Below are 19,104 nucleotides of genomic sequence, written 5' to 3'. Positions count from 1 at the left end.
CACTTCCACAGCGAGCATTATGATTTTCAGTAACGAGAATAACGAGAGTGCGTGTATTTGAGAATTATCTCACAAGCGTAAGCTATGTTAATTAAGAAAAAACCAGAGTCAATTAAGAAAAAATTAATTCATTATATACTTTCATTAAAATCAATAAATGTCGTGAATATTTCCCCCTCATCGAGAGACACGGGGGGAGGACTTACCCCTGCCCGTATTTCTCCAGCAACGCTTCGGCGATAGCCTGGGTTTGCGCATCGGCTACCCCATCCCAGCGCTCAGGCCGGAAGTGCATCTGAAAAGCCATGATGACCCGTTGCTGCTGTGCGGGTGTCATGCCTGGCTGCACCTCATAACCGTAACGGGCGAGCAGATCGAGCAGCGATGCCGTATCGACCGGCGCTGAGGGTACGCGACCGCCCAGATAAAACGCGACGCGAGCGGGGTCCGGCCACGCGCCGATGCCCTGGCTTGCCAGCGCCTGCCAGGGGAACAGCGGGCCGGGGTCATCCTTGCGCTGCGGCGCAATATCGGCATGGGCGACGACGTTTTGCGGCGCAATGTGATAATGAGCGATGATATCTTTCGCCAACGGGATCAACGCGGCAATCTGCGACGGCGCAAACGGCGCGAAGCTTTTTACGCCAGCAGTCTTCCGCCAGCCGCGATTTTCCAGCTCAATACCGATAGACGTGTCATTAATGCGGGTCGCGCCGCGCCAGAAGCTGACGCCCGCATGCCAGGCAAGTTCGTCCTCCGGCACCAGTTGCCAGATACGGGGTTTGCCGTGATGCAAAGGGGGATTTTCGGGGATCAGATAGTGGGCGCTGACCTGCCGGTCGGTGAGGGTCGCCAGTGACACGTCAAAATCCCCCGCCGTATAGTGAATGACGAGGATTTTAATACGCGGATACGCTGCCTGCGCAGGATGGCGGGTGTCCAGCTGATAACCGTCTTTATCGACGATCCCTTTCTCGCTGGCGCACCCGGCAAGCAGTAGCGCAAGCAGCAGTAGCGCCTTTTTCATCGGCGGACTTTCACCGCCGTCCCGCTGACGCTCACCATCAGCATGCTGCTGTCTTTGCCAACCGTTTCGTAATCGATATCGATCCCGACGACCGCATCGGCGCCCAGCGCTTTCGCCTGTTCGCTCAGTTCCTGAAAAGCTATCTCCCGTGCTTTACGCAGCTCTTTTTCATACGCGCCAGAACGGCCGCCGACGATATCGCGGATTCCGGCAAAAAAATCACGGAAAATATTGGCGCCAAGGATAGCTTCCCCGGTCACGACACCGCAGTATTCCACAATGGTCTGCCCTTCCAGGGTTGGGGTGGTAGAGAATTGCATACTATTTCTCCTTCAATGCCTTAGCTCTGTTAATCAAACACACAATTGTACCAATACGCTATGCTTGAAAACACTAAATACCGTAGTCCGTTTATAAGGAAATCACCATGCGCTACTCCGTTGCTGCCCTTCTTGTTCCTTGCGCGCTGCTCCTCAGCGCCTGCACCACCGTCACACCCGCGTTTAAAGATATCGGCACCCGCAGCGGTCCTTGCATTGAGGGCGGCCCGGATACGGTGGCACAGAAATTTTACGATTACCGCATTCAACAGCGTAACAACGATCTCACCGCGCTGCGCCCATATCTGAGCGACTCGCTGGCAAAACTGCTTAACGACACCAACAACGATCCAAACAAGCGCGCCCTGCTGCAAACCGACCCTTTCTCCAGCCGCACGACGTTGCCGGACAGCGCGGACGTTGCCAGCGCCTCAACCATCCCGAATACCGATGCCCGCAACATTCCGTTGCGCGTCTCCCTGAAGCAGGGTACGCAAAGCTGGCAGGATGAAGTGTTGATGATCCGCGAGGGTCAGTGCTGGGCTGTTGATGACGTACGCTACCTCGGCGGTACCGCCCATGCGCCAGCCGGTACACTGCGTCAGTCGCTGGAACAGCGCTAAAGTAGTAACCCCGCTATACCCTAAATAATTCGAGTTGCAGGAAGGCGGCGACGCAGCGAATCCCCAGGAGCTTACTCAAGTAAGTGACTGGGGTGAGCGAGGAAAGCCAACGCACATGCAACTTGAAGTATGACGGGTATAAAATGTCTGACATTCCGCTGTGGATGCCAACATTTGTCTTGCCCGCCATCAACCACCGCTATTTTGTGCTAACTTTAAGAGTAAACATGGTTTACATTTAAGTTTTAACGCATAAATATTGCATAACTATTCTGTCAACGTTACTATTTGCGGCCTCAATAGCTATCAGTATCAGATTATCCGGATGAGTATCAGACTAAACGGCATTAACTGCTTCTATGGCGCACACCAGGCGCTGTTCGACATCACGCTTGACTGCCCGGAGGGCGAAACGCTGGTGCTTCTTGGCCCAAGCGGCGCGGGGAAAAGCTCCTTACTGCGCGTGCTTAACCTGCTGGAGATGCCGCGCTCAGGTACGCTCTCAATCGCCGGGAATCAATTCGATTTTGCAAAGACGCCGTCTGATAAGGCCATTCGTGACCTGCGCCAGAACGTCGGTATGGTGTTCCAGCAGTACAATCTGTGGCCGCACCTGACCGTACAGCAAAACCTGATTGAGGCGCCCTGCCGTGTGCTGGGGCTGTCCAAAGACCAGGCGCTGGCCCGCGCGGAAAAGCTGCTCGAACGTCTGCGCCTCAAGCCTTATAGCGACCGCTATCCGCTGCATCTCTCCGGCGGTCAGCAGCAGCGCGTGGCCATTGCCCGCGCGCTGATGATGGAGCCGCAGGTGCTGCTGTTTGACGAACCGACCGCCGCGCTGGACCCAGAAATTACCGCGCAAATCGTCAGCATCATCCGCGAACTGGCGGAAACCAACATTACTCAGGTGATCGTCACCCATGAAGTGGAAGTGGCGCGTAAAACCGCCAGCCGTGTGGTGTATATGGAAAACGGTCACATTATTGAGCAAGGGGATGCGAGCTGCTTTACCGTGCCGCAAACCGAAGCGTTTAAACACTATCTTTCACACTGACACCCGGGACAATGACAATGAAAAAAGTTCTGATTGCCGCGCTGCTTGCAAGCGTCAGCCTTTCTGCTACAGCCGCAGAAACCATTCGTTTCGCGACCGAAGCGTCTTACCCTCCGTTTGAGTCCATGGACGCGAACAACAAGATTGTCGGCTTCGATGTCGACCTGGCGAACGCGCTGTGTAAAGAAATCGACGCAACCTGCACCTTTACCAACCAGGCGTTCGACAGCCTGATCCCGAGCCTGAAATTCCGCCGTATCGATGCGGTGATGGCCGGTATGGACATCACGCCGGAGCGTGAAAAGCAGGTGCTGTTTTCTAAGCCGTACTACGATAACTCGGCGCTGTTTATCGGCCAGAAAGGCAAATACGTCACTATCGATCAGTTGAAAGGCAAAAAAGTCGGCGTGCAAAACGGCACCACCCACCAGAAATTCATTACCGATAAGCACCCGGAAATCACCACTGTCCCTTACGACAGCTACCAGAATGCCAAACTTGACCTGCAAAACGGCCGTATCGACGCCGTATTCGGCGATACCGCCGTGGTCACCGAATGGCTGAACGCTAACGACAAGCTGGCGGCGGTTGGCGATAAGGTGACGGATAAAGATTACTTCGGCACCGGCCTCGGCATCGCCGTACGTCAGGGCAACACCGAGCTGCAGCAGAAATTCAACGCCGCGCTGGATAAAGTTAAACAGGATGGGACGTATCAGACCATCTATAACAAATGGTTCCAGAAGTAATTCTTGATGAACGAAATGTTTCCATTAGCAAGCGCCGCCGGGATGACCGTCGGCCTTGCCGTTTGTGCGCTGGTCATCGGGCTGGTATTGGCGATGATCTTTGCGGTCTGGGAGTCAGCGAAATGGCGCCCCGTCGCATGGATTGGCTCGGCCTGGGTGACCATTCTGCGCGGATTACCAGAAATTCTGGTGGTCCTGTTTATCTATTTCGGCTCGTCGCAGCTGCTTTTACTGCTGTCCGACGGCTTTACCCTTAACCTGGGCATCGTCAAGATCCCGGTTCAGATGCACATTGAGAACTTTGACGTCAGCCCCTTCCTGTGCGGCGTGATAGCCCTCTCCCTGCTCTACTCCGCCTACGCCTCGCAGACCCTGCGCGGCGCGCTGAAAGCGGTGCCGATCGGGCAGTGGGAATCCGGCCAGGCGCTGGGTCTGTCGAAAAGCGCGATTTTCTTCCGTCTGGTGATGCCGCAAATGTGGCGTCATGCGCTGCCGGGGCTGGGTAACCAGTGGCTGGTGCTGCTGAAGGATACCGCGCTGGTGTCGCTCATTAGCGTCAACGACCTGATGCTGCAAACCAAAAGCATCGCGACCCGTACCCAGGAGCCGTTTACCTGGTACATCGTGGCGGCGGCTATCTACCTGGTGATTACGTTGCTCAGCCAGTACATCCTCAAACGCATTGACCTGCGCGCGACTCGCTTTGAACGGAGACCAGGCTGATGCTTGAGTATTTACCCGAACTGATGAAAGGGCTCAACACCAGCCTGACGCTGACCGTGGCGTCTATTGTGGTGGCGCTGATCCTGGCGCTGATTTTCACCATCATCCTGACGTTAAAAACGCCGGTGCTGGTGTGGATCGTTCGCGGCTACATTACGCTGTTCACCGGTACGCCGCTGCTGGTGCAGATTTTCCTTATCTACTACGGCCCGGGGCAGTTTCCGTCGCTGCAGGAGTACCCGGTTCTGTGGCATCTGCTGTCCGAGCCGTGGCTGTGCGCGATGATTGCGTTGTCGCTGAACAGCGCGGCCTATACCACACAGCTGTTCTACGGGGCTATCCGCGCGATCCCCGACGGGCAGTGGCAGTCCTGCGGCGCGCTGGGGATGAACAAAAAGGATACGCTCGCTATCCTGCTGCCCTATGCGTTCAAGCGCGCGCTGTCGTCGTACTCTAACGAGGTGGTGTTGGTATTTAAGAGCACCTCTCTGGCCTACACCATTACCCTGATGGAAGTGATGGGCCACGGTCAACTACTGTACGGCCGTAACTACGATGTGATGGTGTTTGGTGCCGCCGGGGTGATTTACCTCATCGTCAATGGTCTGCTGACGCTGCTGATGCGCCTGATTGAGCGCAAAGCGCTGGCCTTCGAACGCCGCAACTGATTCTGCATAAAATATCACCACAAGGCGGGTAACTATTTAGTTATCCGCCTTTTTTATTATCAATAAAAAATAATTATACACAAATATTGCATACAAATTCATTTGATGGCATTGTACGTTTCATGCCTCAGACACGGCACAACATCATAAGAATGAACACAGGAGTTCAACGATGAAAAAAGTCATTCTGGCCGCACTGCTTGCTTCCTTTGCCGTCGGCGCCAGCGCAGCGGAGAAAATTAACTTCGGCGTTTCCGCGACCTACCCGCCGTTTGAATCCATGGATGCCAACAACCAAATCGTCGGTTTCGATATCGATCTGGCAAAAGCGCTGTGCAAACAGATGCAGGCTGACTGCACCTTTACTAACCACGCCTTTGACAGCCTGATCCCGTCGCTGAAGTTTAAAAAGTATGACGCGGTCATCTCCGGTATGGATATCACCCCGGAACGCAGCAAGCAGGTATCGTTTACCGACCCGTACTATGCCAACTCCGCGCTGGTGATTGCCAAAAAAGGGGAATTCAAATCCTTTGATGACCTGAAGGGCAAACGCATTGGGATGGAAAACGGCACCACGCACCAGAAATACCTGCAGGACAAACACCCTGAGGTAAAAACCGTGGCCTATGACAGCTACCAGAATGCAATTATCGACCTGAAAAACGGCCGTATTGACGGCGTATTCGGCGATACCGCCGTGGTCAACGAATGGCTGAAAACCAACCCGCAGCTCGGCGCCGCTACGCCAAAAGTGACCGACCCGCAGTATTTCGGCACTGGCCTTGGCATCGCAGTTCGTCCGGATAACAAAGCGCTGCTGGCACAGCTTAACGATGCGCTGAAGGCCATTAAAGCTGACGGCACCTATAAGAAAATCAGCGATCAGTGGTTCCCTGAGTGATCGCATTTCCCGGTGGCGCTACGCTTACCGGGGCTACCCAATAAAGCCGGAAAGGTGCATACCTCCCGGCTTTTGTCATAACGGCACAAAAAAGCGGAAACAGGCGCCGGACGTGGCGTCCATCAGGCGAATACCGCCGCCGTGCAGCTCCAGCATACGCCGTACGATAAGCAACCCAAGGCCGCCCCGCGCCTCGCGTGACGCCTTCTGACTGAGCGCGGACGGTCGCTGGAACAGCTGCTCGCGCATCGCCGCCTCGACCCCCGGCCCACTGTCGGCGACCTCCACCTGTAGCTGCGTATTTTCCTGCCACACCTTCAACCTGATGGTGCCGCCCTGCGGCGTATGACGCACGGCGTTATCCAGCAGATTCGTCACCACCCGCTCGATCATCGAGACGTCGGCGTTAATAAGCGGCAGGGAATGCGGCATATCGACCTGCAGATGCAGCTGTCGGGTTTCTATCGTCAGGTCGAATTTCTGCGCCACGTCCTGAATCAGCTCGCCGATGGCAAAACGCTCCAGTTGCGGCTTGATACCGCCATGCTCAAGCCTTGCCAGCTCAAAGAGCTGCTGGGACAAGTGCCGCACCTTATGCCCCTGGCGCAGGGCAATCGCCAGATACTGTCGGTTATCCTCCGGCGACAGCGTGTCCGCCTTCATCGACAGCGTTTCCAGATACCCGAGCAGCGAGGTCAGCGGCGTGCGCAGATCGTGCGAGATGTTGGCGATAAACTCGCGGCGCTGGCGGTCGCTGTCGGCCAGTTGATCCCACTGACCGGCGATTTTGCGCGCCAGCTCGATAAAGGTATTGCGCAGCACCGCCACCTCATTGCCGGGCTGCGGATCCGGCGTTTGCAACGCCAGCTGTTTAATCGCGCTGATGCTGTCCTGCCCAAGCCCGCTGACGTCGGCCGTCAGCTGTTTTACCGGACGCGTCACCCAGTACCAGACCAGCATGCCCGCCAGCAGGCCAAACAGCGCCACCAGCAAGAGCGACCAGAGCAACGCGTTCCACAGCGCCTTTTGCCAGGCCGCATCGGCCAGCGCGTTGAACTCCTCGCCCTGCAAAATAATATACAGATACCCGCGCAGCTCGCCGTCCAGGCGAATGGGCGCCACGCTGAATACTTTTTGCTTATCCAGACTGCGCGGGTCGTCGCCGTACACCGGCCAGACGTTACCGGCAAGAAACGTTTGCAGCGGCGCAATATCCACGCGCTGGCGCTTCAGGTGCCCCGACGGCGCGGCATCGGCCAGCAGTTGCCCCTCAGGCGACACCAGGTACAGCTCCACGCTGGGATTCAGGGTCATCAGGCGGTCGAACAGCGTTTTTAGCGTCTGGCGATTCACCTGCCCGGCGCCGTCCAGCAGCGGCTCGCTACTGACGATTTGCTGCGCCAGCCCGGCTGACAAACGCTGCACCATCGCGTTACCGTACTGGTTGCTGCTGTGGAGCTGCACGCCGCAAGCCGCCGCCGCGCAGAGCAGCAGAATCGCGGTAAACACCAGCGTCAGCCGCTGGCTCAGGGTCAGGCGGCGGATCATGGCTGCGCCTCCGTTTTCTCGACGGCAAACTTATAGCCTTTGCCCCAGACGGTGAGGATCACCTCCGGCTCGGCGGCATCGCGCTCGATTTTGGTCCGCAGACGGTTGATATGCGTATTCACCGTATGCTCATACCCTTCATGCTGATAGCCCCAGACATTGTCCAGCAGCGACAGGCGGGAAAACACCTCGCCGGGATGGCGGGCGAACCAGTACAGCAGGTCAAACTCGCGCGGCGTGAGCTCGACCTGCTCACCGCGCAGACGCACTTCGCGCGCCAGCGGGTCGATGGTCAGACCGTGACAGCTGATCATGCCGCCTTCCAGACGGATGTTCTGCCCCATCGCCTCCTGACGGCGAAACAGCGCTTTGACGCGGGCGATGAGCTCCAGCACGGAAAACGGTTTCGGCAGGTAATCGTCAGCCCCCATCTCCAGACCCAGCACCCGGTGAGTTTCACTGGTGCGGGCGCTAATGATGATGACCGGCAGATAGCGGGCCATCTGGCGAATTCGGCGGCAAATCTCCAGGCCATCGACGTTGGGCAGCATCAGGTCGAGGATAACCGCATCCCAGACCTGTTTATCGAGTAACGCCAGGGCCTGGGCGCCGTCCGCCTCATGGACAATCTGATACCCCTCATCCTGCAGGTTCAGCCGCAGCAGAGTCGCGATATCGCGATCGTCTTCCACCAGCAGTATTTTCTTTGCGTTATTCATAGCGAGTTACCCACGAAGTCTTTACCAAAAGCTTACCGCAGGCGGGCGCAGCAAGTTATCACATTTTATTTAAACTTCCGTGAGGATGTGGTGACCATAAAACCGCCATGATGTGCTCATGTCATTCACGGAGAGCGCAACCATGCAATCATCACCTTCAGAACCGGTACACCCGTTGTGGCTACGCTGCTGCCACTGGGTCAATGCCGTTGCCATCGCGGGCATGCTGTTCAGCGGCTGGCGCATTTATAACGCCTCTCCCCTGTTTCCGTTTTCTTTTCCGGCGCAGCTTACCCTCGGCGGCTGGCTCGGCGGCGCGCTACAGTGGCACTTCGCCATGATGTGGGTGCTGGTTATCAACGGCGCAGTCTATTTCTCACTGGGCGTGGCAAGCGGACGCTTTCGGCATAAATTTTTCCCGCTGTCGCTGCGTCAGCTGAAAGAAGACCTCTCTCAGGCGCTGCACGGTAAGCTTCAGCACGCCGACCTGCGCCACTACAACATGGTGCAAAAAATCGCCTATCTGCTGATTCTCCTCGACGGCATAGGCCTGGTGCTGTCAGGCCTGGTGCTGTGGAAATCGGTCCAGTTTCCGCTATTGCGCACGCTGCTCGGCGGCTATGAGACAGCACGTTATATCCATTTTTTCTGCATGAGCGCGATGGCGCTGTTTATCGTCATTCACCTGCTGATGGTGCTGCTGGTGCCGCGCACGCTGCTGGCCATGCTGCGCGGTCGCTAAGGAACTGATAATGAAAAAAAACCGCTCTCTCTCCGACAGCGATGCGCATTACCTGGTGAAGGACGCCGAAAAATTATTAAGCCCGGATCGCCGTCGCCTGCTGCGCCAGGGGCTGACCCTCGGCGGCATTATGATGCTGACCGGCTGTGACATCAGCGATAACGCCGATGTGGAAAACGTTCTGTTGCGAATGTCGCGCTTTAACGATCGGGTCCAGGGCTTCCTGTTTAGCGACCGCCACCTGGCGCCGGAGTACACGCCTGCTGAAATTACCCGTCCTTTCCCGTTTAACGCCTTTTACGGTCCTGCGGATATTCCACAGGTCGACGGGCGCGACTACCGGCTGGAGATCCGCGGGCTGGTACGCGACACCCGCCGCTGGAGCCTGCCTGAACTGTACCGCATGCAGCAGGTGAGCCAGATAACCCGTCATATCTGCGTCGAAGGATGGAGCGCTATCGGCAAATGGGGCGGCGTCCCGTTTCGCCACTTTTTGACGCTCATCGGCGCCGACATGCGCGCGAAGTACGTCAGCTTCCGCTGCGCAGACGAGTACTACACCAGCATCGATATGGCCACCGCGCTGCATCCGCAGACGCTGCTGGCGCTGACGTGGGATAACCAGACTCTCCCTCCGGAATATGGCTATCCCATGAAATTACGCATCCCGACCAAGCTGGGATACAAAAATCCCAAGCATATTCAGGTCATTGAAATCACCAATCGTTTCCCGGGCGGTTACTGGGAAGATCAGGGTTACAACTGGTTTGGTGGCAGTTAACACAACAATGTAAACAACGAGGCAATACCATGAAAAAGATGACCATCGCGGCCGCTGTGCTTTCAGTTCTGTTTATGGCCAACGTTCAGGCAGCAGACTCCATGAGCAACGACAGTATGGCGAAAGACACCATGTCGAAACCGCACGACAAAATGTGCAAAGACAACATCTGCAAGGACTCAATGAGTAAGGATCACATGGGGAAAGACAAAATGGGCAAAATGGACAATATGAAAAAGGATGAGATGGGCAAAAAAGACGCTATGAGCCAGTAATACCGCACGGCTGCCGGGGCGCGACAAGCTGCCCCGGTACGCCGAATAATCAGGTGCGGACCAATAGCGTTAACACTTCATAATGGGCGGTATGCGGGAACATGTCGAACAGCTGCACACGCTCAATACGGTAATGCGTCAGGCGGGCGATATCTTTTGCCATCGACTGCGCGTTGCAGCTCGAATAGACGATATAGTCCGGCGCCATCCGATCCAGATACGCGCAAAGCGCTTCACCAATCCCGCGACGCGGCGGATTCACCAGCACCAGCTCAGGGACTTCGCCCTGTCCGGTGGCAAACTGTGTAGAATCGAGCGCCTGAAAATGCAGGTGAGTTAACCCCAGCTCGGCCGCCGACTGCTTCGCACAGGCGATGGCCTCCGGCGCGATTTCAATGCCGGTCAACGACATCTGCGGCGTAGCGCAGTGCAGGCCAAATCCCCCGACGCCGCAGAACAGATCCCACATATGCGTCACCGGCAGCTGACGCACCCAGTCGCGGGCCGTGGCATACAGGCTGGCGGCGACGGCCGGGTTAGTCTGAAAAAAGCTTTGCGGGCGGATCCACAGCGGTACGCCGTTAACGTTTTCGGCAAGCGCCTGCGCCCCGGTCAGAAAAATCTCTTCGTCACCTTCCATGATGGCCATATGCACCGGCTGGAGATTCACGGAAATGACCTTCAACTGCGGCAACTGTTGTTGCAACCACGGCAGCGCGGCGCGAAGCTGCTCAAGCTTACTGGTCGAACGCAGCACAAAGCGCAGCATCATGCCGCCGTCGAGCTGACTTTCGGTCAACAGCAGGTACTTGAGCTCGCCGCGCTGGCGAGCGACGTTGTACGGCGTCAGCCCGGCGCGTGCGATGAACGGTTTCAGAACGGCGAAGACCGGTGCAAACGTGGCGGGGTACAGCGGGCAGCCGGTCAAATCCTCCGGGGTGCCGTCACGGTGCAGCATCCCAAGCAGCGGTTTTTCCACGCTGCCGCTGACCACCATTTTGGCCTTATTGCGAAAGCCCTGCTCCGGGCCGCTCACCGGCGCGCACCACTCCTGAACCGGCAGGTCAGACAACCGCGTCTGCAGATCGGACATTTTGGCGACGAGCTGTTGTGAAACCGGTTGTTCAATCCACTGACAGGAACGACAACGCCCGGCGTCATAGAGTGCGCACTGCATACAAAAAACCTTCAGAATTCCAGGGGCGGGGATTGTACCACCGTTATTGTAAGCGGAAAAACCGGCGACTGCTGGCAGGCACAAAAAGCAGGAACAGCACCAGCAGATCCGGCAGTTTTAGCATCATCAGCGAGCGGAAAATTTCCCGCTTCGACTCACCGGCAATGCTGAACAGTTCCGGATAGCCGTACCCCAGCGACGCCGCCCACAGGTAGCCTGCGGTAATCACCTGCGTGAGCAGGTAGAGCCAGCGCGCCCAGTTGCGGCCTTTGACCACTGAAAACGCGCACCAGATCTCCACAAACACCAGCACCAGGCTTGCAAGAAACACCAGCGTCAGCGTCCAGGTCTGCACGCTGCGATGGACAAACTCTTCCATACCCCCAACCCCCAGCAGGTTGACTATCATCAGCAAATCGAGGGCGCGGATTAAAATAATGGCGAGCGCCGCCACCTGCACCAGCGCAGGAACGTTGAGACTGGCATGCGAGCGACCCGTTTTCGAAAAAAATCCCACTGTTTCACTTCCCTGAAAAACAGTGCCGCGACACGCGCGGCACTTCACTGGAAATTTTAAATCCTTCAGCCTCGTCTTGCACGCTGGATATCGCGCAGCCGCTGCTTTTCTGTACGCGCCATCAGATACCAGGCGATAAAACCGACAATCCCGACCACGCCGAGGATCAGCGTCGCCAGGGCGTTGATCTCCGGGTTCACCCCCATACGCACACTGGAGAAGACCAGCATCGGCAGCGTCGTCGCGCCGGGGCCGGAAACAAAGCTCGCGATAACCAGGTCATCCAGCGACAGCGTGAACGCCAGCAGCCAGCCCGAAATCACCGCAGGCATGATCATCGGCAGCGTGATGATGAAAAAGACCTTGAGCGGCGTGGCGCCAAGATCCATCGCCGCCTCCTCAATAGAGCGATCAATCTCGCGCAGACGCGAGGAGATAACCACCGCCACGTACGCCGTACAGAAGGTGACGTGAGCAAGCCAGATGGTCAACATTCCCCTGTCCGACGGCCAGCCGATAGCGTGACCGAGAGCGACAAACAGCAGCAGCAGCGACAGGCCGGTTATCACATCCGGCATAACCAGCGGCGCGGTTATCATAAAGGCAAAACCGTTAGAACCGCTAAAGCGCCCGAAACGCACCATCACCATGGCCGCGATGGTACCCAGAATCGACGCCATCGTCGCCGCGCAGGCGGCGATGGTTAGACTCAGCCCCACCGCGTTCATCATCGCATCATCGTGGAACAACTCGCTATACCAGCGCGTGGACCACCCCGCCCATACCGTCACCAGCTTAGAACTGTTGAACGAGTAGATGACCAGCATCAGCATGGGCGCATAGAGGAAGAAAAACCCGACCGCCAGAATCACCAGACGCCAGGGAGAGCGAACGACCGGTAAGTTGTTCATCCGTGTTCTCCCATCTGTTTTTGCTGATGCTTGTGGAACCACATGATGGGCACGATAAGCAACAGCAGCATGATGATGGCGACGGCGGAGGCCACCGGCCAGTCGCGGTTGTTAAAGAACTCCTGCCACAGCACGCGGCCTATCATGATGCTGTCCGGGCCGCCCAACAATTCCGGGATAACAAACTCGCCCACCGCAGGAATAAACACCAGCATGGAACCCGCGATAATTCCGCCTTTAGTTAACGGCACAATGACGCTGAAGAAGGTCTTCAGCGGCTTCGCGCCAAGATCGAGCGAAGCTTCCACCAGCGAATAATCAATACGCGTCAGGGCGGTATAAATCGGCAGCACCATAAACGGCAGATAGGCGTACACAATGCCGATATAGACCGCAAGGTTGGTATGCAGAATGGTCAACGGCTGATCGATAACCCCAAGCCACATCAGGAAGTTATTCAGTACGCCGTTGTTTTTCAGGATCCCCATCCACGCGTAGACGCGAATTAAAAACGATGTCCACGACGGCAGAATCACCAGCAGCAACAGGATATTGCGCGTCGACGGTTTGCTGTGCGCCACCGCCCACGCCAGCGGATACCCGAGCAGCAGACAGCAGGCCGTCGAAATCGCCGCCACCTGCAATGACTGCAGATAGGCTTCGAAATAGAGCGGATCGTCCGTTAGCTGCAGGAAGTTGCCGATGTTAAGCGTCAGGGTTATCTGGTCGTCCACCCACTCCAGCAGATTGGTGTAGGGCGGGATCGTGCGCGCCATGTCCGCAAGGCTGATTTTAAACACGATAAGGAACGGCAGCATAAATAACAAAATAAGCCAGATGTACGGCAGCGCAATCACCAGCTTACGGCCGTGTTTCATTTGCAGTTGCGCCAGGCTCAGCGCAAATCCGCCCGGCTGCTTAGCGCGAGCCGGTGGTTCTAAGACACTCATCTACCCTCTCCTTACACCGTCAGGACCACACAGCTGTCGGCATCCCAGCACAGACGCACCTCATCGCCCCAGGTCGGCAGACCCCGGCGATAACGATGCTCATTCTGCAACTGGGCGCTGATCATCTGACCGCTTTTCAGACGCACATGATAAACAGAGAGATCGCCTAAATAGGCGATATGGGTAACCTCCCCGACAACAAAGTTATAGCCATCGGCGGGCGGCTCCTCACAGAGCGAAATTTTTTCCGGACGCAGCGCCACGTACACCGGCACGTTATCCACAATTGAGGCGTCGGCATCCACCTTCAACGGATGGCTCAGCCCCGGCGAATCAATGACCAGACCATCTTCCTGACGGTCTTTCAGCAGGCCTTCGAAGACGTTGACGGAGCCGATAAACTCGGCGCTGTAACGGGTGGTCGGGTGCTCGTAAATCTCTTCCGGCTCGCCAATCTGCACGAACTTACCGCGGTTCATGATGGCGATACGCCCGGCCATGGTCATGGCTTCTTCCTGATCGTGGGTCACCATCACGCAGGTCACGCCGACGCGCTCAAGAATATCCACCACCTCCAGTTGCATACGGTCACGCAGCTTTTTATCCAGCGCCCCCATCGGTTCGTCAAGCAGCAGCAGCTTCGGCCGCTTGGCGAGGCTGCGCGCCAGCGCCACGCGCTGACGCTGACCGCCGGAAAGCTGGTGCGGCTTGCGTTTGGCGAACTCCTGCATATGGACAATGCCCAGCATCTCCTGCACCCGGGCAGTGATTTCGGCTTTCGGTAGTTTGTCCTGCTTCAGGCCAAAGGCGATGTTCTGCTCCACGGACATATGGGGGAACAGCGCGTAGGACTGGAACATCATGTTAATCGGACGCTGATACGGCGGGACCTGCGAGAGGTCGACGCCGTCCAGCACAATTTGCCCGGCGGTGGGCTGTTCAAAACCGGCCAGCATACGCAGCAGCGTCGATTTCCCGCAGCCCGATGCGCCAAGTAGTGCAAAAATTTCGCCTTTATAGATGGTGAGGTTGACGTCATCGACGGCGTGTTGGCCCTCGAACGATTTGGTCAGGTTGCGGATTTCCAGCAGCGGCGTTAGCGCCTTGCGGGTTTTCGCCTGCGGGCGTGGGATAGCGTCATTCACAGCAGTGCTCTCCGGCAGAAAACAAACACGTCGTATGGTCTGAACGCCATACTCATCACTGACTTTATGCACCAGAGTCGGGCGCACTGCCCCACCCTGGCGCCTTTAGTCGTTACTTACCGCTTTTCACTTTAGTCCACGCACGGGTACGCACGCGGTCAATCTTCGGATCCTGAACTTTCAGGGTGAAGAGCTTGACACGTACATCCGCTGGCGGGTAGATACCCGGGTTATCACGCACTTCCGGGCTGACCAACGGCGTCGCCGCTTTGTTGGCGTTCGCATAGAAAACGTGGTCGGAGATATGGGCAATCACGTCCGGACGCAGCAGGTAGTTGAGGAACTGATAGGCCTCGTCTTTGTTTTTCGCATCGGCAGGCATCGCGAAAACGTCAAAGAAGGCCAGCGCCCCCTCCTTCGGAATGGAGTAAGAAATATTCACGCCATTCTTCGCCTCTTTTGCACGGTTTGCCGCCTGCCAGACATCGCCTGCCCAACCAATCGCCACGCAGATATCGCCGTTCGCCAGGTCGTTGATGTACTGTGAGGAGTGGAAGTAGCGAATGTTTGGACGCAGCTTCAGCAGCAGGTCGGTCGCCGGGCCGGTGTAATCATCCGCTTTGGTACTGTTCGGATCCTTGCCGAGGTAGTTCAACACGGTGGCGAAAATTTCTTCCGGCGCGTCAAGGAAGGAGACGCCGCAGCTTTTCAGTTTTTCCAGGTTTTCCGGCTTCATCACCAGATCCCAGCTATTTACCGGCGCGTCTTTACCGAGCACCGCTTTCACCTTATCCACGTTATAGCCGATGCCGGTGGTCGCCCACATATAAGGCATCGCGAATTTATTTTCCGGATCGTGACGGGCGATCAGTTTCAGCAGTTCAGGATCGAGGTTTTTCCAGTTCGGCAGTTTGCTCTTATCCAGCGGCTGGAATACGCCTGCGGTGAGTTGACGCTCCAGGAAACTCGCCGACGGCACCACCAGGTCAAAACCGGTGCTTCCCGCCATCAGTTTACCTTCCAGCACTTCGTTGGAATCGAAGACGTCGTAAACGACTTTAATACCGGTTTCTTTTTCGAAGTTCGCTACCGTGTCCGGCGCGATATAATCTGACCAGTTATAAATGTGCAGCGTTTTTTGTTCGTCAGCGAGCGAGCCGGCAGAGACGGCCATCAGCGCACCCGCAACCAGACCCGTTAACCATTTTTTACTCAAGGCGGTCATATCTCTTTTCCTTATCAACGTCCGTTAACATTCGGACTAAACAAACGCACTTTAAAGCATGCAAAACTCATGCATATTTTGTCAGTCTGCAAAGAAAAGGAGAGAGGTTCTCTCCCGGCACGCATTGCTCGCGATTGCCGCAGGATATTCCGCGTTACATCGCGATAATCGCAGGTTTTCACGCGGCCCTTTTTCAGGCTTCGCAAGAATAACTTTAGCCAGGGATTGAGGCCATAGCTCAGGTTAAAAAACGTTTTTTATCAATTTTTTATGCAAGATCACTTTATGGCGTAAGCCAATAGCGGCGGAGAGGTGGTGAAAAATTCTTTAAGAAGATGTTAAAAGCAGCAGATACGCGGGATTAACGCAGTCGCACTGGCAGCGACTGCGTTAATGACTCTCGGGATCAGTGGAGAAAATGGTATTGAATCTCTTCCTCTGTCGGCTCCTCTTCTTCCGACTTAAACAGCAACTGATGCGCCGCCGCTTCGAGGATAACCATGGAGACTTGCTCTTCACTCTGGCGGAAGAACCACTCAAACTGTTCCCACGTCACGCCCACGCCGACCGACAGCGACTGGCAGACCACCAGTTTTGGCAGGTTGTCGTCCTGAATATCGATAAACGCTTTCACTGTAAGCGAACTGGCGTTAATCGCGGAGAGATCGGCGGCCAGCGCCAGCAGCGCCGATGGTTTGACCTCCGCCAGCGCCGAGAACAGCAGCACGTTGTCGACCAGATCGAGCTTGGCATCGAAAATGCCGTCGAAATTCTGCATGTGCGGAAGATGAAGCGCCTGACAGGTATCGCACTCAAAGAAGCTGATGCCCATTTCGTCGAGCCATTGACGTAACGTATCCAGACCCGGAACGACGAGTGAATCCATAATACCTCAGACCTCTTGCTATGAAAGTAAACCGCCATAGATTACGCAAAAAACCCGTTTGACGCTACGAAACGGGCGAAAATGGCGATCATCCGCCAGTTTTCAGGCAATAACCGGGATGTGCGTTACGCTCTATCCACTGGATCATCTTGCCCGCAATATCAATACCGGTGGTTTTCTCAATCCCTTCCAGGCCTGGCGAAGCGTTAACCTCCATCACCAGCGGCCCACGGTTGGCCCGCAGAATATCGACACCCGCCACGTCAAGCCCCAGCGTACTCGCTGCCTTCAGCGCAATGGCCCGCTCCTGTGGGGTGATGGCGGCGACAGTCGCCACGCCGCCGCGGTGCAGGTTGGAGCGGAAATCGCCGTCCTTTGCGCGCCGCTCGATAGCAGCAACCACCTCATCCCCCACCACCAGGCAGCGGACGTCGCAGCCTTTGGCCTCCTGGATATACTCTTGCACCAGAATATAGGCATTGAGCCCGCGAAAGGCATCAATCACGCTCTCCGCCGCTTGACGGGTTTCCGCCAGCACCACGCCGATGCCCTGAGTGCCTTCGACCAGCTTCACCACCAGCGGCGCGCCGCCGACCATGTCGATAAGATCGCTGGTGTCATCCGGCGAGTGGGCTATGCCGGTGATGGGCAGGTCAATGCCCTGACGCGCCATCAGTTGCAGCGAGCGCAGCTTGTCGCGGGCGCGGGTGATGGCGACGGACTCATTGAGCGGATAGCTGCCCAGCATTTCGAACTGACGCAGCGACGCCGTACCGTAGAAGGTAATGGCGGAACCAATACGCGGGATAACTGCATCGTAATGCGGCAACTGGCGGCCTTTATAGTGTATAGACGAGGCTGCCGGGCTGATGTTCATATAGCAGGACAGGGGGTCGAGAATATCGACCAGGTGGCCGCGCTGCATGGCGGCCTCACGAAGACGTTTACAGGACCAGAGCGTTCCGTCCCGGGACAATATGGCAATTTTCACCCTGCACCTCGCAATGAAGACCTGAAAGCTGGCGTATCATACACATAGTCTGGCTCAGGATGAATGGCCTCAGCGTACGGCCCAGCCCTGTTTATGCAAATAGTCCAGAATGAACGGACGGTTCTCTTTAACGATGGTGCGACGGATGTGATCGCTCCAGGTATCGCGGCGGGTATTGCTGCCGCGGGAAAGATAGTAGTTCGCCATCTCTTCATCATAGCGGGCAAGCTCAGCCGCATCGACCGCCTGATACTGGTTTTCGTGCACCACCAGGCTGGTTGGCAGGCGCGGTTTTACGCCCGGGTCATCCGCAGGCCAGCCCAGACACAGGCCAAACAGCGGCAGCACGTGCACCGGCAGCTTCAGCAGTCCGGTGACGGACTCAATATTATTACGAATCCCGCCGATAAAGACGCCGCCAAGGCCGAGCGACTCCGCCGCCGCCATCGCGCTCTGCCCCATCATCGCCGTATCCACCACGCCGAGCAGCAGCTGTTCCGCCAGCCCCAGTTGCGCCTCAGGGCAAATTTGCAGATGGCGGTTAAAATCCGCACAAAAAACCCAAAACTCCGCCGCTTGCGCGACGTGCTTTTGCCCGCCGCTCAGCGCCACCAGCTGTTCGCGTAGCGCCGGGTCGGTAATGCGTATAATGGAACTGCACTGCAAAAAGCTGGAGCTGGAGGCCGCCTGGGCGCTGGCGATAATCGCTTCGCGCTGTGCGCAAGTGATGGGTTTATCAGTGAAGTGGCGAATGGAGCGGTGGCTGCGCAGCAGATCAATGGTCGGCGTCATCTCGTTTTTCCTGGTCAGACGGTGAAGAAGGTTTGTCGTTACGGCGCATCAGTTGCGGCGCGACGGTTTGCGCCATTCCCCACATCAGCGCAACGGCCGCCGGGAGCATCAGAACAATACCGGCGAAAATCATGATGACGCCAGCAAGCTCGCTGCCAAACGGCGCGGGTAGCGAGACATACTGTTTGAGCGAAAGCCAGGCCAGCGCCAGCAGCGCCATGCCGATGCCTTCCAGTATCAGCACGCTTTTCGGTAACGATCCAAGCGAACGCATAGTCCTTCTCCATCCACAAAGATGAATCATTATAGCGAGGCGAACTCAGGCTGTATTTAACGAAAATAGCCAGAAGTCATCAAAGCAACAGGCAAAACCTTCT

Annotated in this window: 23 protein-coding genes; 9 read left to right on the top strand and 14 right to left on the bottom strand. The window is 56.5% G+C overall.

Going from position 1 to position 19,104, the window contains the following annotated elements; all coding sequences use genetic code 11:
• Positions 1-202: 202 nt before the first annotated feature.
• Together JO226_RS17405 and JO226_RS17400 are read right to left on the bottom strand one after the other, a co-directional pair.
• Complete coding sequence (locus tag JO226_RS17405; RefSeq protein WP_293607014.1) at positions 203-1,027, bottom strand: N-acetylmuramoyl-L-alanine amidase; 825 nt, start codon at positions 1,025-1,027, stop codon at positions 203-205.
• Positions 1,024-1,347 carry a heavy metal-binding domain-containing protein gene (locus JO226_RS17400; protein WP_293607013.1) on the bottom strand — a complete coding sequence of 108 codons (324 nt, stop codon included), beginning with the start codon at positions 1,345-1,347 and terminating at the stop codon, positions 1,024-1,026. The genes JO226_RS17405 and JO226_RS17400 overlap by 4 nt, the downstream gene beginning before the upstream one ends.
• A gap of 107 nt (positions 1,348-1,454) precedes the next feature.
• On the opposite strand from JO226_RS17400, the gene JO226_RS17395 reads away from it, so the two are divergent.
• From JO226_RS17395 to artJ, 6 genes are all read left to right on the top strand, one after another.
• Entirely contained in the window at positions 1,455-1,970 is a 516-nt protein-coding gene (locus tag JO226_RS17395; protein ID WP_293607012.1) for a lipoprotein, read from the top strand.
• Between the two features lie 325 nt (positions 1,971-2,295).
• A complete protein-coding gene (gene artP / locus JO226_RS17390; RefSeq protein ID WP_293607011.1) occupies positions 2,296-3,024 on the top strand; it encodes an arginine ABC transporter ATP-binding protein ArtP in 729 nt (242 codons plus the stop codon).
• Positions 3,025-3,041: 17 nt separating this feature from the next.
• Positions 3,042-3,773, top strand: a complete 732-nt coding sequence (gene artI / locus JO226_RS17385; RefSeq protein WP_293607010.1) for an arginine ABC transporter substrate-binding protein ArtI — start codon at positions 3,042-3,044, stop codon at positions 3,771-3,773.
• Between the two features lie 6 nt (positions 3,774-3,779).
• Positions 3,780-4,496: an arginine ABC transporter permease ArtQ gene (gene artQ, locus JO226_RS17380; protein WP_293607009.1), complete on the top strand. Its 717-nt coding sequence runs from the start codon at positions 3,780-3,782 to the stop codon at positions 4,494-4,496.
• Entirely contained in the window at positions 4,496-5,164 is a 669-nt protein-coding gene (gene artM / locus JO226_RS17375) for an arginine ABC transporter permease ArtM (RefSeq protein WP_293607008.1), read from the top strand. The genes artQ and artM overlap by 1 nt, the downstream gene beginning before the upstream one ends.
• Before the next feature lie 172 nt (positions 5,165-5,336).
• Positions 5,337-6,068 carry an arginine ABC transporter substrate-binding protein ArtJ gene (gene artJ / locus JO226_RS17370; RefSeq protein WP_293607007.1) on the top strand — a complete coding sequence of 244 codons (732 nt, stop codon included), beginning with the start codon at positions 5,337-5,339 and terminating at the stop codon, positions 6,066-6,068.
• A gap of 75 nt (positions 6,069-6,143) precedes the next feature.
• On the opposite strand, the gene JO226_RS17365 is transcribed toward artJ, so the two are convergent.
• Both JO226_RS17365 and JO226_RS17360 read right to left on the bottom strand, forming a co-directional pair.
• Positions 6,144-7,616, bottom strand: a complete 1,473-nt coding sequence (locus tag JO226_RS17365) for an ATP-binding protein (RefSeq protein WP_293607006.1) — start codon at positions 7,614-7,616, stop codon at positions 6,144-6,146.
• Positions 7,613-8,335: a response regulator transcription factor gene (locus JO226_RS17360; protein WP_293607005.1), complete on the bottom strand. Its 723-nt coding sequence runs from the start codon at positions 8,333-8,335 to the stop codon at positions 7,613-7,615. The genes JO226_RS17365 and JO226_RS17360 overlap by 4 nt, the downstream gene beginning before the upstream one ends.
• A 142-nt stretch (positions 8,336-8,477) precedes the next feature.
• Here JO226_RS17360 and JO226_RS17355 point away from each other — a divergent pair, with 142 nt between their 5' ends.
• From JO226_RS17355 to JO226_RS17345, 3 genes are read left to right on the top strand one after another with little or no spacing between them, the layout of a single operon-like run.
• Complete coding sequence (locus JO226_RS17355) at positions 8,478-9,077, top strand: cytochrome b/b6 domain-containing protein (protein WP_293607004.1); 600 nt, start codon at positions 8,478-8,480, stop codon at positions 9,075-9,077.
• Positions 9,078-9,087: 10 nt separating this feature from the next.
• Positions 9,088-9,858, top strand: a complete 771-nt coding sequence (locus JO226_RS17350; RefSeq protein ID WP_293607003.1) for a molybdopterin-dependent oxidoreductase — start codon at positions 9,088-9,090, stop codon at positions 9,856-9,858.
• Between the two features lie 29 nt (positions 9,859-9,887).
• Positions 9,888-10,133 (top strand): pentapeptide MXKDX repeat protein, encoded by a 246-nt coding sequence (locus tag JO226_RS17345; RefSeq protein WP_293607002.1) that lies wholly within the window; start codon positions 9,888-9,890, stop codon positions 10,131-10,133.
• 49 nt (positions 10,134-10,182) lie between these two features.
• On the opposite strand, the gene rlmC is transcribed toward JO226_RS17345, so the two are convergent.
• The 10 genes from rlmC to JO226_RS17295 form a co-directional block, all read right to left on the bottom strand.
• Positions 10,183-11,310, bottom strand: coding sequence for a 23S rRNA (uracil(747)-C(5))-methyltransferase RlmC (gene rlmC, locus JO226_RS17340; protein WP_293607001.1), 1,128 nt, complete (start codon positions 11,308-11,310; stop codon positions 10,183-10,185).
• A gap of 43 nt (positions 11,311-11,353) precedes the next feature.
• Entirely contained in the window at positions 11,354-11,875 is a 522-nt protein-coding gene (locus JO226_RS17335) for a YbjO family protein (RefSeq protein ID WP_293607000.1), read from the bottom strand.
• 17 nt (positions 11,876-11,892) lie between these two features.
• On the bottom strand, positions 11,893-12,738 hold the full coding sequence (potI, locus tag JO226_RS17330; protein WP_293606999.1) for a putrescine ABC transporter permease PotI: 846 nt from the start codon (positions 12,736-12,738) through the stop codon (positions 11,893-11,895).
• Positions 12,735-13,688, bottom strand: coding sequence for a putrescine ABC transporter permease PotH (potH, locus tag JO226_RS17325; RefSeq protein WP_293606998.1), 954 nt, complete (start codon positions 13,686-13,688; stop codon positions 12,735-12,737). The genes potI and potH overlap by 4 nt, the downstream gene beginning before the upstream one ends.
• A gap of 11 nt (positions 13,689-13,699) precedes the next feature.
• On the bottom strand, positions 13,700-14,833 hold the full coding sequence (potG, locus tag JO226_RS17320; protein ID WP_293607027.1) for a putrescine ABC transporter ATP-binding subunit PotG: 1,134 nt from the start codon (positions 14,831-14,833) through the stop codon (positions 13,700-13,702).
• Between the two features lie 112 nt (positions 14,834-14,945).
• Positions 14,946-16,058: a spermidine/putrescine ABC transporter substrate-binding protein PotF gene (gene potF / locus JO226_RS17315; protein ID WP_293606997.1), complete on the bottom strand. Its 1,113-nt coding sequence runs from the start codon at positions 16,056-16,058 to the stop codon at positions 14,946-14,948.
• A gap of 406 nt (positions 16,059-16,464) precedes the next feature.
• Complete coding sequence (locus tag JO226_RS17310; RefSeq protein WP_293606996.1) at positions 16,465-16,944, bottom strand: YbjN domain-containing protein; 480 nt, start codon at positions 16,942-16,944, stop codon at positions 16,465-16,467.
• 88 nt (positions 16,945-17,032) lie between these two features.
• Positions 17,033-17,935 carry a 30S ribosomal protein S6--L-glutamate ligase gene (gene rimK / locus JO226_RS17305; protein ID WP_293606995.1) on the bottom strand — a complete coding sequence of 301 codons (903 nt, stop codon included), beginning with the start codon at positions 17,933-17,935 and terminating at the stop codon, positions 17,033-17,035.
• A 69-nt stretch (positions 17,936-18,004) separates the two neighbouring features.
• Positions 18,005-18,727 carry an oxygen-insensitive NADPH nitroreductase gene (gene nfsA / locus JO226_RS17300; RefSeq protein ID WP_293606994.1) on the bottom strand — a complete coding sequence of 241 codons (723 nt, stop codon included), beginning with the start codon at positions 18,725-18,727 and terminating at the stop codon, positions 18,005-18,007.
• Positions 18,711-19,001 (bottom strand): DUF1418 family protein, encoded by a 291-nt coding sequence (locus JO226_RS17295; RefSeq protein WP_293606993.1) that lies wholly within the window; start codon positions 18,999-19,001, stop codon positions 18,711-18,713. The genes nfsA and JO226_RS17295 overlap by 17 nt, the downstream gene beginning before the upstream one ends.
• Positions 19,002-19,104 lie beyond the last annotated feature (103 nt).

This window comes from Pluralibacter sp. (genome assembly GCF_019237635.1).
GTDB lineage: Bacteria > Pseudomonadota > Gammaproteobacteria > Enterobacterales > Enterobacteriaceae > Enterobacter_B.
The sequence above is the reverse complement of the archived record's forward strand: the minus strand, read 5'-3'. Positions and strand labels throughout refer to the sequence as shown.

What these genes read in the sequence shown, in the direction of transcription:
- JO226_RS17400 (WP_293607013.1), bottom strand. Translation starts at nt 1,347, where the DNA reads ATGCAATTCTCTACCACCCCAACCCTGGAAGGGCAGACCATTGTGGAA.
- potI (WP_293606999.1), bottom strand. Translation starts at nt 12,738, where the DNA reads ATGAACAACTTACCGGTCGTTCGCTCTCCCTGGCGTCTGGTGATTCTG.
- potF (WP_293606997.1), bottom strand. Translation starts at nt 16,058, where the DNA reads ATGACCGCCTTGAGTAAAAAATGGTTAACGGGTCTGGTTGCGGGTGCG.
- JO226_RS17350 (WP_293607003.1), top strand. Translation starts at nt 9,088, where the DNA reads ATGAAAAAAAACCGCTCTCTCTCCGACAGCGATGCGCATTACCTGGTG.
- artQ (WP_293607009.1), top strand. Translation starts at nt 3,780, where the DNA reads ATGAACGAAATGTTTCCATTAGCAAGCGCCGCCGGGATGACCGTCGGC.
- artI (WP_293607010.1), top strand. Translation starts at nt 3,042, where the DNA reads ATGAAAAAAGTTCTGATTGCCGCGCTGCTTGCAAGCGTCAGCCTTTCT.
- JO226_RS17405 (WP_293607014.1), bottom strand. Translation starts at nt 1,027, where the DNA reads ATGAAAAAGGCGCTACTGCTGCTTGCGCTACTGCTTGCCGGGTGCGCC.
- JO226_RS17360 (WP_293607005.1), bottom strand. Translation starts at nt 8,335, where the DNA reads ATGAATAACGCAAAGAAAATACTGCTGGTGGAAGACGATCGCGATATC.
- JO226_RS17355 (WP_293607004.1), top strand. Translation starts at nt 8,478, where the DNA reads ATGCAATCATCACCTTCAGAACCGGTACACCCGTTGTGGCTACGCTGC.
- potH (WP_293606998.1), bottom strand. Translation starts at nt 13,688, where the DNA reads ATGAGTGTCTTAGAACCACCGGCTCGCGCTAAGCAGCCGGGCGGATTT.
- artP (WP_293607011.1), top strand. Translation starts at nt 2,296, where the DNA reads ATGAGTATCAGACTAAACGGCATTAACTGCTTCTATGGCGCACACCAG.
- JO226_RS17395 (WP_293607012.1), top strand. Translation starts at nt 1,455, where the DNA reads ATGCGCTACTCCGTTGCTGCCCTTCTTGTTCCTTGCGCGCTGCTCCTC.
- JO226_RS17310 (WP_293606996.1), bottom strand. Translation starts at nt 16,944, where the DNA reads ATGGATTCACTCGTCGTTCCGGGTCTGGATACGTTACGTCAATGGCTC.
- nfsA (WP_293606994.1), bottom strand. Translation starts at nt 18,727, where the DNA reads ATGACGCCGACCATTGATCTGCTGCGCAGCCACCGCTCCATTCGCCAC.
- rlmC (WP_293607001.1), bottom strand. Translation starts at nt 11,310, where the DNA reads ATGCAGTGCGCACTCTATGACGCCGGGCGTTGTCGTTCCTGTCAGTGG.
- artJ (WP_293607007.1), top strand. Translation starts at nt 5,337, where the DNA reads ATGAAAAAAGTCATTCTGGCCGCACTGCTTGCTTCCTTTGCCGTCGGC.
- JO226_RS17365 (WP_293607006.1), bottom strand. Translation starts at nt 7,616, where the DNA reads ATGATCCGCCGCCTGACCCTGAGCCAGCGGCTGACGCTGGTGTTTACC.
- artM (WP_293607008.1), top strand. Translation starts at nt 4,496, where the DNA reads ATGCTTGAGTATTTACCCGAACTGATGAAAGGGCTCAACACCAGCCTG.
- JO226_RS17295 (WP_293606993.1), bottom strand. Translation starts at nt 19,001, where the DNA reads ATGCGTTCGCTTGGATCGTTACCGAAAAGCGTGCTGATACTGGAAGGC.
- JO226_RS17345 (WP_293607002.1), top strand. Translation starts at nt 9,888, where the DNA reads ATGAAAAAGATGACCATCGCGGCCGCTGTGCTTTCAGTTCTGTTTATG.